Annotated in this window: 12 protein-coding genes; 6 read left to right on the top strand and 6 right to left on the bottom strand. The window is 62.0% G+C overall.

What is annotated here, in order from left to right:
• Nucleotides 1-210: 210 nt before the first annotated feature.
• Nucleotides 211-948 carry a DUF3750 domain-containing protein gene (locus ACSQ2W_RS02410; RefSeq protein ID WP_436084807.1) on the bottom strand — a complete coding sequence of 246 codons (738 nt, stop codon included), beginning with the start codon at nt 946-948 and terminating at the stop codon, nt 211-213.
• A gap of 77 nt (nt 949-1,025) precedes the next feature.
• Here ACSQ2W_RS02410 and ACSQ2W_RS02405 point away from each other — a divergent pair, with 77 nt between their 5' ends.
• Together ACSQ2W_RS02405 and ACSQ2W_RS02400 are read left to right on the top strand one after the other, a co-directional pair.
• Nucleotides 1,026-2,033 carry an asparaginase gene (locus ACSQ2W_RS02405; protein ID WP_436084806.1) on the top strand — a complete coding sequence of 336 codons (1,008 nt, stop codon included), beginning with the start codon at nt 1,026-1,028 and terminating at the stop codon, nt 2,031-2,033.
• 47 nt (nt 2,034-2,080) lie between these two features.
• Nucleotides 2,081-2,551: a GNAT family N-acetyltransferase gene (locus ACSQ2W_RS02400; protein ID WP_436084805.1), complete on the top strand. Its 471-nt coding sequence runs from the start codon at nt 2,081-2,083 to the stop codon at nt 2,549-2,551.
• A 21-nt stretch (nt 2,552-2,572) separates the two neighbouring features.
• Here the strand turns inward: ACSQ2W_RS02400 and ACSQ2W_RS02395 are convergent, their stop codons facing one another.
• Nucleotides 2,573-3,325, bottom strand: a complete 753-nt coding sequence (locus tag ACSQ2W_RS02395) for a DeoR/GlpR family DNA-binding transcription regulator (protein WP_436084804.1) — start codon at nt 3,323-3,325, stop codon at nt 2,573-2,575.
• A gap of 99 nt (nt 3,326-3,424) precedes the next feature.
• Between ACSQ2W_RS02395 and ACSQ2W_RS02390 the strand changes: the two genes are divergently transcribed.
• The gene (locus ACSQ2W_RS02390; RefSeq protein WP_436084803.1) at nt 3,425-3,796 is read left to right on the top strand and encodes a DUF4406 domain-containing protein; all 372 of its coding nucleotides are present in this window, start codon (nt 3,425-3,427) and stop codon (nt 3,794-3,796) included.
• 91 nt (nt 3,797-3,887) lie between these two features.
• Nucleotides 3,888-4,508: a glutathione S-transferase family protein gene (locus ACSQ2W_RS02385; protein WP_436084802.1), complete on the top strand. Its 621-nt coding sequence runs from the start codon at nt 3,888-3,890 to the stop codon at nt 4,506-4,508.
• Between the two features lie 120 nt (nt 4,509-4,628).
• Here the strand turns inward: ACSQ2W_RS02385 and ACSQ2W_RS02380 are convergent, their stop codons facing one another.
• The gene (locus ACSQ2W_RS02380; RefSeq protein ID WP_436087656.1) at nt 4,629-4,982 is read right to left on the bottom strand and encodes an MmcQ/YjbR family DNA-binding protein; all 354 of its coding nucleotides are present in this window, start codon (nt 4,980-4,982) and stop codon (nt 4,629-4,631) included.
• Nucleotides 4,983-5,036: 54 nt separating this feature from the next.
• Entirely contained in the window at nt 5,037-5,234 is a 198-nt protein-coding gene (locus tag ACSQ2W_RS02375; protein ID WP_436084801.1) for a hypothetical protein, read from the bottom strand.
• A gap of 92 nt (nt 5,235-5,326) precedes the next feature.
• Here ACSQ2W_RS02375 and ACSQ2W_RS02370 point away from each other — a divergent pair, with 92 nt between their 5' ends.
• On the top strand, nt 5,327-6,229 hold the full coding sequence (locus tag ACSQ2W_RS02370; RefSeq protein WP_436084800.1) for a LysR substrate-binding domain-containing protein: 903 nt from the start codon (nt 5,327-5,329) through the stop codon (nt 6,227-6,229).
• Nucleotides 6,230-6,244: 15 nt separating this feature from the next.
• On the opposite strand, the gene ACSQ2W_RS02365 is transcribed toward ACSQ2W_RS02370, so the two are convergent.
• Both ACSQ2W_RS02365 and ACSQ2W_RS02360 read right to left on the bottom strand, forming a co-directional pair.
• Entirely contained in the window at nt 6,245-6,910 is a 666-nt protein-coding gene (locus tag ACSQ2W_RS02365; protein ID WP_436087655.1) for a glutathione S-transferase family protein, read from the bottom strand.
• A 99-nt stretch (nt 6,911-7,009) separates the two neighbouring features.
• Nucleotides 7,010-8,380 (bottom strand): TIGR03808 family TAT-translocated repetitive protein, encoded by a 1,371-nt coding sequence (locus ACSQ2W_RS02360; RefSeq protein ID WP_436084799.1) that lies wholly within the window; start codon nt 8,378-8,380, stop codon nt 7,010-7,012.
• A gap of 228 nt (nt 8,381-8,608) precedes the next feature.
• Here ACSQ2W_RS02360 and ACSQ2W_RS02355 point away from each other — a divergent pair, with 228 nt between their 5' ends.
• Nucleotides 8,609-10,912, top strand: a complete 2,304-nt coding sequence (locus ACSQ2W_RS02355) for a sensor domain-containing protein (protein ID WP_436084798.1) — start codon at nt 8,609-8,611, stop codon at nt 10,910-10,912.
• The last annotated feature ends 67 nt before the right edge of the window (nt 10,913-10,979 follow it).

Raw genomic sequence — 10,979 nt, 5'->3', positions numbered from 1 at the left:
AAGGAAGGTGATCCAGTGTCTAATGAGCTTTCGAACCTCGTAACGGACATGGGAATTGTGGTGGCAGAGACGAGGCAGCCCTCGATCTGAACCCAACCTTCCTGCGGGTCGCACCATCAAAGGATGCGGTCCGGGCCTGTTACCTGGCCAAAACTCATGGAGGGCCGCCCTGGGCGGCCCTTTTTGTTTGTCGGGGCTTGGGTGCAGCCCTCACACCCCGAACCGTCCTAGCGCCGGTATCTTGATCGCCGGTCGCATAACGTCGATGCCGGCGACCAGCCCCATGACGTGCACCTCCAATCCGCTGCGGACGCCGGCGGAAATCCCGAGCAACCCGTAAAGCGTGGCATGCATGTCGAGCCCATCGGCATCAATCGCAAACAGCTTGCCTTCCGGCAAGTAGTCGCGTCCGACGGCATCAGGCGGTAAAACGGCGCCCAGTTCCGGCACGGAACGCAGCACGTGGGCGACGAAGGTGTTGGAGTTCGGTCCCGGCCAGATACGGTAGGCACCGGGTTTGGAATAAGGGTAGGACTGGATGGCTTTCTCGATTTTCGGGATCAGCCGGGCCGCTTCCTCGCCCCTTATGCTCACGACAAGATGCGGGGTATTGGAATACCATCTGGCGTCGGCCGGGTAGCCGTTGCGGCGGATGGGCGAGCCCCAGCCGACCTTGTCATAGCGATTGTAGCTTTTGTCCCCCTGTCCCTTGGTGACGATCCAGGAGTGGCTGGCGACCGCGCCCTTCATGCCGCCGGTGGTGGCGGAGAAGACATGGATCGCCGCCGCCTTGTCGTCGCTCGGCTTCGGCAGGATATTGGCCGACGACCAATCTGCCTCCCGCCAGCCTCCCGGTCTTTCCTTGACATACCACCACCCCGCCGACGCAAGCGCAGGCAGCAGATAGATGAACAGGATGGCGAGGATCAGCCTGCGAGGAAATTTCATGCATGGGTCCGGGGTTTTGTGTTGAGCGATCTTGGTCTAAAGACACGGGCAGAAATTGGATTTTTGAGGGCACAGGCATGTCGAACCCGGTACTTGTTGAGGTCACCCGTGGCAATTTGGTGGAGAGCCGTCATCGCGGCATGGTGATAGCCGTCGATGGTTCCGGTAAAACCGTCTTTTCGTTGGGCGACACCGATGCGGCCATCTTCCCGCGCTCGGCCTGCAAGGCGATGCAAGCCCTGCCGCTGATGGAGACGGGGGCCGCCGACGCCTATGGATTCGGCAACAGGGAACTGGCGCTTGCCTGCTCGTCGCACAATGGCGAGCCGGAGCATGTGGCGCTGGCCGCCGCGATGCTGGCGGCCGCCGGCAGGGACGTCTCGGCGCTCGAATGCGGCGAACACTGGTCGCCCAGTCAGGACACGCTCATCGATCAGGCGCGGTCGCTCCAGCACCCGACGCAGCTCCACAACAATTGCTCGGGCAAGCATGCGGGCTTTGTCTGTGCCTGTTGCCATAGCGGCGAGGAAACGGCCGGTTACGTCACCTACGATCATCCGCTGCAGCGGGAAATTCGCGGCGTGATGGAAAGTCTGACCGGGGCAGCGCTCGCGCACGACAATTGCGGCATCGACGGTTGCTCGATCCCGACCTATGCCGTGCCATTGAAGAGCCTTGCCCATGGCTTTGCCAAGATGGTCACGGGCCAGGGGCTGGAACCGGTCCGCGCCAGGGCGTCAAAACGGTTGATAGAGGCCTGCACCGCCGAACCTTTCTATGTCGCCGGCAGTAAACGTGCCTGTACCCGCCTGATGCAGACGGCACCCGGCCGCATTTTTGCCAAGACCGGCGCCGAGGGCGTGTTCTGCGCAGCCATCCCGGAAATGGGGATCGCCATAGCGCTCAAATGCGAGGACGGCACCACCCGCGCCGCCGAGGCGATGGTCGCCGCCACGCTTGCCCGCTTCTTCAGCGATGAGCCCGCGCTGCACGCCACTCTGATGGCTGAGGCCAACCATTCGATGAGGAACTGGAACGGCATCCATGTCGGCGATGTCCGCGTGACGGACGCCTTTTCCCACTGAACCGAGTTTGCCTTGACGATCGGCCCCAAGCGACAGGACAATGATCGATGATCGCCTTGCGGCCCATGAAAGCCACGGAATTTGCCGCTTATCTGGCCTATTTCATCCCGGATTATGCTGTTGAAATCGCGGCGAACTACGGGCTTTCGGAGACAGAAGGCTTCGCGCGGGCAAGCCGCGAGATCGCCGACCATTTGCCCGACGGGCCGCAGACGCCGGGCGAGGTGCTGCTCTGCATTGTGAACGAGGCGGACGACCATGTCGGCTATCTCTGGTATCGGCCGGCTCCGGCTGAGCGCTCGGCCTTCATTAGCGATTTCCATATCCTCGCCGCGCATCAAGGACGGGGCTACGGCCGGCAGGCCCTGAACGCGCTCGAAACGCACCTCGCCGAGAGCGGCATCGCGGAAATCCGCCTGCGTGTCGCTGCTGACAACGAGCGCGCCCAGCACGTCTACAAGACATCAGGCTTCCAGACCACGGGCATCAACATGAGCAAGCGGATAGGCGAGCCGTAGTATCCGGTCGTCGCGATTATTTTAGGCCTCGATAAGTTGCACGTTCTGACCTCTGTAGGGGGCAAGGACGTGCGGATCCATGCCGGCCGGCACGATCAGTCCTGCCATCTCGTCGATGCCGGCGATATGGTGCGGCGAGACGGCACCGAATTTCTCCTCCGTCAGCAGCGAGATGGTCTCCGTCGATTGCGCCGCAATGGCGCGCTTGATGGCCGCTTCCTCGTAGTCGCCGGTCGAGAGCCCGTGGGCGGTATGGATTGCGGTCGCTCCGAGGAAGAAGATGTCAGGGCGAAGCATGCCGATTGCGGCGAGCGCCGCAGCACCCGTCGCCACCATCGAGTGTTTGTAGAGGCTGCCGCCAATCAGGATCACCTCGGCGCGGTGTTTTGCCAGCAGCGTTGCGATTGCCGGGCTGTGCGTTGCGATCGTCACCTTCATCTCGCGGGGCAGGGCGCGGACGATCTCGGCATTGGTGGTGCCGCCGTCGAGGAAGATAAGCTGCCCGGCGCGGATCAGTTCCGCCGCCTTGCGCCCCAGGCGCTTCTTGACGTCGGCGGAGATCGTCTGCCGCGCCTCAAGGTCGGGGAGTGGCGGCGCGATCGGCAGCGCTCCGCCGTGTACCCGTTTCAGAAGACCGGCTGCTGCCATGTCGCGCAGATCGCGCCTGATCGTGTCTTCCGAGAGGTTCAGTTCCGCCGCCAGTTCCCCGGCAACCACTTGCCCGTCATTGGCAAGCCGCGCGGCAATCAGCGCCCGCCGCTGCGAAGTCAGCATTTCGATCTCCAAATCATTCTTGACTCTTCACGATATTGCATGTTTCATCACTAAATATCCAGATTAAACTGGAATGTTCGTGCGATTGTGGAGGAAAACATGCTTATTCTGATTGCGGGCCCCTATCGCTCCGGCACTGGTGACGATCCTGAAAAAATGGCGGCCAATCTTGAGCGTCTGGAGGCGCCGTCTCATGCACTGTTTCAGGCGGGTCATGTGCCGATGATCGGCGAATGGGTGGCGTTGCCGGTCTGGCGCACGGCGGGAGGCCGCGAGGTGGGGGATGATCTCTATGAGGAGATCTTTCATCCCGTCGCCGGGCGGCTTCTGCAGCTTTGCGATGCCGTCTTGCGCTTGCCCGGCGACTCCATGGGAGCGGACAATGATGTCCGGATCGCCAGGGAGCGCGGAATTCCGGTCTATTTCCGGCTGGAAGACGTGCCGGGCTGCGCCGTGACCACAATGGCGTGATCGGCGCTGAACCGGCTGGCAAACATCCGGCGTGATTGTTATTACTTGCGCGGAAAAGCCCGCCTGCCGCTGGCCAGCGATGGAGATTGAGATGCTGAAGCTTTATTTCACGCCGGCCACCTGCTCGCTGGCCTCGCATATCGCGCTCGAAGAATCGGGCGCACGTTATGAAGCGCAAAGCGTTGATTTCTCCAGGCAGGAGCAGCGTTCGCCCGAGTTCCTGCGCGTCAATCCGAAAGGCCGGGTGCCGGCGCTGGTGACGGATCGCGGCGTGCTCACCGAAACCCCGGCGATCCTTGCCTATCTCGGCCAGAGTTTTCCGGGATCGCCGATCGGCGTGCCGGCCGATCCGTTCGCGTTCGCCCGCATCCAGTCCTTCAATTCCTACCTCTGCTCGACGGTGCATGTGGCCCATGCGCACAAGCGCCGCGCCAGCCGCTGGGCTGATGATCCGGCGGCGATCGAGGCGATGACGCAGAAGGTCGCGAGCAATATGGGCGACTGTTTCGACCTGATCGAAACGAGCATGTTCGCCGGTCCGTGGGTGATGGGCGAGACCTATTCGATCGCCGATCCCTACCTGTTTACCGTTGCCGGCTGGCTGGAGGGCGACGGCGTCGATCCGGCGCGCTTCCCGAAGGTGCTGGATCATCGCCGGCGCATGGCCGAGCGCCCGGCCGTCAAGAAGGTTTTGGCTGCTTTGGAGGGCTGAGCCTCTACTGCATAATTTCTTGGATCGTATTCGATCTAAGGATAAAAAATTATGCAGCAATTCAAAGTGCTACAGCTACCTTCGCGCGTCTGATAGGACGCACGGCGCTGTAGGCGCCGCTCAGGGGGCGATGCTGGCGGCAAGCCGCTTCGGCGCCTTTTGCCGCCAGGCGGCGATCAGCCTTTGCGTCAGTTCCTGATCGCTGATGACGCCAAGACGGACCAGCATGGCCGGCCAGCCCTTGTAGTGGTCGGTCTCGAAATAAAGATCGGGCGCCAGTTCGATCAGCATCTCCTTTTCCTCAAGGGCGCACATCACGACGAGAATGCCCGCCTCCTTCATCCGCACGAAGCTCTTGCCCCGGACTAGAAGGGCAGGCGTCCCGTAACATGTGCCGGTCACAACCTCCGCAAGGCCCGCCGCTTGGGCGAGCCTCACGATCCGCTCGAAATCCGTCTCATGGCTGCCGGTCATGGTCACGCTCGCGATATCCGGGAGCTTCGAACGAAACGACCCTCAAGGCAAGTATCAGGCGCCGCAACGATCTCTCGAGAGTTGCGGCGTCGCGCGGAGGCCGGGAAAGGGCAGGTCGCCGAGTTCGCGCGCGTCCATGCGGGCGATGTCCGGGTGGCGCAGCAAGTCGCAGACCCAGGCAGTGTCTGTGTCTTCGTCTGCCGCTGCGGAGCCGGAAAGCAACTGGCCGAAACTGGAGAAAATCTTCAACATGGCATCACCATCCTTCGTCGGTGAGGTGATAGTCGTCTCGTATGGTGCAATTTTCAATTGAGATTGCCGCGACAGCAATATAGGAAAGCTATATGAAGAATCTGAACGCCGTTCATCTCAACGGATTGCGCGCCGTCGAAGCTGCCGGTCGGCTCGGGTCGCTGCAGGCGGCGGCTGAAGAATTGGGCGTCACCATCGGCGCGGTCAGTCAGCAGATCATCAAGACGGAGAAACAACTTGGCCGCATCCTTTTCGAACGCAGCCCGCGCGGCCTCGTGCCGACCCTTTTCGGCGAGAGCGTCCTGCCGCGGCTGACCGGCGGTTTCGAAATGCTGGATCACGCGGTCGCCTCGGCCCGCAGGCGCGACGAGACGATCCTGACGATCTCTGTCGCCCCGGTTTTCGCGGCACGCTGGCTGGTTCACCGGCTGGATCATTTCACCGAGAAACACCCGGATATCCGCCTGCGCATCGATGCGACGACGGCTCTCGCCAATCTCGAAACATCCGGCGTCGATATCGGCATCCGCGTCGGCTCGGGCAACTGGCCGGGCGTCAGGGCCGAATTGCTGCTGGAACAGGAGATATTTCCGGTCTGTTGTCCGGCCATTGCAGAAAAACTAAAGGAGCCGAAGGATATTCTGGACGTTCCGGCGGTGATCGACGGCCGCTCGATGTTCAGTTGGGAAACCTGGCTGCGCGAAGTCGGTCTTTCCGGCAAACAGATGACCGCGCGGCATGTGTTCAACGATGCCTCGCTCTGCCTCGACGCGGCGATTGCCGGCCAGGGCGTGATGCTCGCCTGGCAGACGCTCGCCGGTTACTCGATCGTCGAGGGGCGATTGGTCATGCCATACCCGATCCGGGTGAAGACGGGGTTCGCGCACTATTTCGTGACCCCGCCGTCGCGCCGTGAAACGAAGACGGTCTCCGCCTTCAAGCAGTGGGTGCGCGATGAGATCGCCGAGAGCATGCAGCGTCTCGGCTTTGCCTAAAGCGAGCGCGCAGGCTCAAGCCGCTTCCGCCTCCCTGCGCCGGCCCGCCATCATCTTCTCGAAGGCCGGCCGCGCATGGCACCGGCTGAGCCAGGCTTTTACGCGCGGATGCCTGTCGAGCAGATAGGTTTCGCTCATGGCGTAGCGCAAAACTTCCGCAAGATTGAGATCGGCGACGGTGAAGCGGTTGCCGACGATGTAATCCCGCGCCTGAAGATGCGCTTCCAGCCGTGCGAGCGGCCTTTCCAGCCCCTTGACCGAAGCCTCGATGACCGCCTTGCCCTCCGGCGTATTTTCCGCGGCATTGTCATAGGTCAATACGATCTTGACCGTATGGGGCTCGACCTCCGTCGCCGCCCACAGCGTCCAGGCCAGCATCTGCCCTTCCTCTTCGACATCGGCGCCAGCCAGCGGGCCGCCATGCTTGCGGGCGAGATAGAGGTTGTTGGCCAGCGATTCCGTCAGCACCAGCCCGTCGTCGTCGATCGCCGGGATCTGGCCCATCGGATTGACGACGAGGAAGGAGGGCGATTTGGTGTTGAGCCGGGCGTCGGGCGCCAGCGGGTCGTCAAGCAGCCGCGCCTGGATCACCGGCACGGATTTGAACGGAATACCCAGTTCCTCCGCCATCCAGTAGTTGCGCGAGGCACGCGAGCAGTAGACGCCGTAGATCGTCAGCATGGTTGTTCCCCTTTCGCCGAAAATGCCCCGCAGGCTACGGCAGGCACGGCAGCGCTTGAAGCCGAGACCGTTGATATCAGCCATGAAATCTTTTGATGTTTAGCTGAGGCGATTGCCGGAAAGGGTGAGGTGGGCGAAGGCTTCGCTTCCGCTCTTCATGAGGTCCCCGGTGGCCTTCTCGTTCCAGCGATAGCCGAGAATGGCGCCGTCCCGGACGTCCTGAAACAGGTTGTTGGCGATCAGCGCGGTGCCCGAGCCTTCGACGACCGTCACCGCACAACCGCCGCCGGCGTTCCTCACCAGATTGCCGGTCGCGACGACATTGCGCAGGTAAGGCCCCCAGCCGAGCATCAGCCCCCATTTCGGTGCGTTTTCGATGACGTTGCCGGTCACGGCCGTATCCGCCTCAACGGCGATGCCGAAGCCGAAACCGGCGCCGTCGTGGATATAGGGGCCATCGACATGCAGGTTGCGCACGATATTGTTGCTGACGGTCGCCAGCCGTCCGCCCTCGTTGAAGTTGACGATCAGGATGCCGTTGGCGGCGCCGTCGATCAGGTTGCCGGTGACGAGCGCGCCCTGAAAACCGAATTCCGCGTAGATGGCCGTTTCGCCGGAGCGCAGGCACTGGTTGTTGGAAATCTGCACGTCCGTCGCGCTGTTGGCGCGGATGGCGGAAAAGGCGCAGTCGGAGACGTGGTTGTCCGTCACCATGACGTTTGCCGCGCGGAAAATATTGATGCCGTTGCCGTTCTCGCCGGTGCCGCCGTCCTTGGCGGCGATCCGGAAGATACGGTTGCCGCTGACCATCGTCCGGTCTTCCGCGGCCTCCCAGCGATGCACGAGGATGCCGCCATTGCCGCAGTCGAATACGGTATTGGCCGCGATCGAGAGATTTTCGCTTTCCACCGCATAGATGCCGGAGGCGGCGGATTGCGAGATGCTGTTGCGCTCGATCCGGCCGCCGCACTGCTCGGCATTGATGCCGTGTTTAGGCGAGCCGGTGACGGTACAGTTTTCGATCGCCAGATTGGCGACGCCGCGCAGGTTGAGAAGCCCTTGGGCATTGTCACCGAGTTCCTTGCCGCCGCCGTCAAGAACGAGATCCGATAACGTCAGGCGCTCCAGCCCTTCGGCGCTCAGAAACCCGCCGCCACCGGCATAGGTCAGCCGCGTCCGGCCGGGAACGCCGCTCAGCCGGAGATTGTCGGGCAGCGTGATGCCGGAAAGCAGATAGTCGCCGGCAGGCAGGAAGACCGGCATGCCCGTTTGTGCCGCATCCTTGAAAAGACGGCTGAGGGCCTTGCCTTGATCGGCGGCAGCATCGGGACCGACGCCATAGCCGGAGATATCGATCGTGCCGCGCATGCCATCCGGCACCGGTTTCAACTTTGCAGCCATGGCGGTGCCGGCTGCCGGGCAACAAAACATCGAGACAATCGAAGACAGAAGCAGGCGCCGGTTCAACATGGCAAATCTCTTGCGTTTACAAGTGTGAATCATGCCAATGTCCGATTTGCCGAAATGATACGAAATGTTGCCGGCAAACTGGATGAGGCATTGGAATTCAGAAGGGCAGCGGCAGTATCGTCTATTTACAAATACTTCTTTAGCAAAGAATAACCTCTGGCTGGTAGAAATCTGGGCGGGAAATCATGAACGACGGCTTGGACGGGCAAACTGTCTCCGGAGGCTTGCTTGACAAAGAACTTAGACTACTCTTGGAGGGATAGCCGAACCAAGGTCGCCGGTAACGACGACACGCAGCGCCTGATGGCCGCAGGCCAGCGCCTGGCGACGGAAGTCTCGCGCATGTTGGCTTCCGAGCCAGACATCGCCGATCGCCATTATTGGCTCGAGACGATGGTCAACCACATTCCTGATTACATCTACGCCAAGGACCTTGAAGGTCGTTTCCTGGTCGCCAACCAGGCGACAGTGACGGAAAACGGATTCCGGGAAGCCCATGAAATCGTCGGCAAGACCGACTTTGATATCCACACGCCGGAAAACGCCCGTCATTTTGCCGAAGCTGAGCGCCGGGTGATCGAAACCGGCGAACCCATGTTCGGGATAGAGGAGTTGAATGCGGTCAGCAAGGAAGAGCGCTGGCTGATGACGTCGAAGGTGCCGCTGCGCAACAAGCAGGGCGCAACCATCGGCATCGTCGGCGTCTCGCGCGATATAACCGATCGCAAGAAGGCAGAGCGCCTTCTCATCGGCCAGGCCCGGCTGCTGGAACTGATCGCCAAGAGCACGCCGCTCACCGAGTTCTTCCACGAATTGATCCTGTTGATCGAGGGGCATCTGCCCGGCATTGTCGGCTCGATCCTGCTTCTTTCGCCGGACGGGCAGCATCTGTTGACGGGGGCAGCTCCCAGCCTCGCCGAGGCTTATAATGCGGCGGTTCATGGCATCGCCATAGGTCCCAAGGCCGGCTCATGTGGCACGGCCGCGTGGCGCGGTGAGCCGGTCGTGGTCGCCGACGTCCTGTCCGATCCCCTCTGGGAGGATGCTGTCGATATCATCCGGCCGTTCGGCTATCGCTCCTGCTGGTCGACGCCGATCCACTCCTATCAAGGCAAGGTGCTTGGAACATTCGCGCTCTATTCGCGCGAGGTCGGCCTTCCTTCGGCGGAACAGAGCGAACTGATCTCGATGGCGGCGCATCTGGCGGGCATCGCCATCGAGCGTCGGCAATCGGAAGAGCGCATCCAGTTCATGGCGCATCACGACGCGCTGACCGGGTTGCCGAACCGGGTGCTGTTCGATGAACGTGTCACCAGCGCGCTGCAGCAGGCGCGGGCAAGTGGTCAGTGGGTGGCGCTCGCCTTTCTCGATCTGGACAATTTCAAGCTGATCAATGATACGCTGGGTCATCACGCCGGTGATGAACTCCTGCGTCTCGTCGCAGGCCGCATGCTGGCTTGCGTGCGCAACTCGGACATGATCGTGCGGGTCGGCGGCGACGAGTTCATCATTCTCCTGACCGGCCTGCCGCCGGACAGCGGCGTCGTCACCTCCCGGCTTGAGGATATTCGCACGGCGATCGGCGCGCCGCTCGCTCTGTCGGGGCGCAGCCTGCAGGTCAGCTGCAGCATGGGCGTGGTCTGTTATCCCGACCATGGCCAGACGGCGACCGAGTTGCTGGCTAGTGCCGACTCGGCCATGTACAGGGCCAAGGAAGTGGGCCGCAACAATCTGCAAGTGTTTGACGCTAAAATGGCGGCGAAGGCGCGTGAAAAGCTGCAGCGCTACGAGGAACTGCGTGATGCGGTCGCCCGCGGCGAATTCGTGCTGCACTATCAACCGCAGATGAATCTGAAAACCGGCAGGGTTTTCGCTGCTGAATCGCTCCTGCGTTGGCAACACCCTGAGCGCGGCCTGGTCTCACCCGCGGAAATCATCCCGCTGGCCGAGGAAACAGGCTTGATCGTGCCGATCGGCGATTGGGTGTTGAACGAGGCCTGCCGGCAGAACAAGGCCTGGCAGGAGGCCGGCCTGCCGCCGATCGTCGTCAGCGTCAACGTATCCGCCCGCCAGTTCCGGGAGCGCAACTGGGTATCGCGGGTCGCGGAAGCGCTGGCGGAAAACGGGCTGGAAGCCTGTTATATCGAGTTGGAGCTGACCGAAAGTCTGATCATGCAGGATGTCAGCGCGGCGATCGCCACCATGCACGAGCTACAGGTGCTCGGCGTCCATCTCGCCATCGACGATTTCGGTACCGGTTATTCGAGCCTCAGCGCGCTCAAGAGCTTTCCCGTCCGGCGATTGAAGATCGACCGGTCCTTCATTCAGGATATTCCGGGCGACGACGACGACAAGGCGATCACCGGCGCGATCATTTCGCTCGCGCAAAAGCTGCAGATCGAGGTGATTGCCGAAGGGGTGGAGACCCAGGCGCAAGTCGATTTCCTGCGGGCCAGCGGCTGCCACGACGTCCAGGGCTATTTCGTCAGCCGGCCGGTGACGCCGACCGCCTTCGCCGCCCTACTGGCGTGACCGCGCCGCCGGACTGTTGCGCACTGGACACGGTCGATGCACGCTCTCATAGTCGTGAACAGCCTTG

The organism is Pararhizobium sp. LjRoot255, from assembly GCF_964252905.1.
Classification (GTDB): Bacteria; Pseudomonadota; Alphaproteobacteria; order Rhizobiales; family Rhizobiaceae; genus Pararhizobium.
The sequence above is the reverse complement of the archived record's forward strand: the minus strand, read 5'-3'. Positions and strand labels throughout refer to the sequence as shown.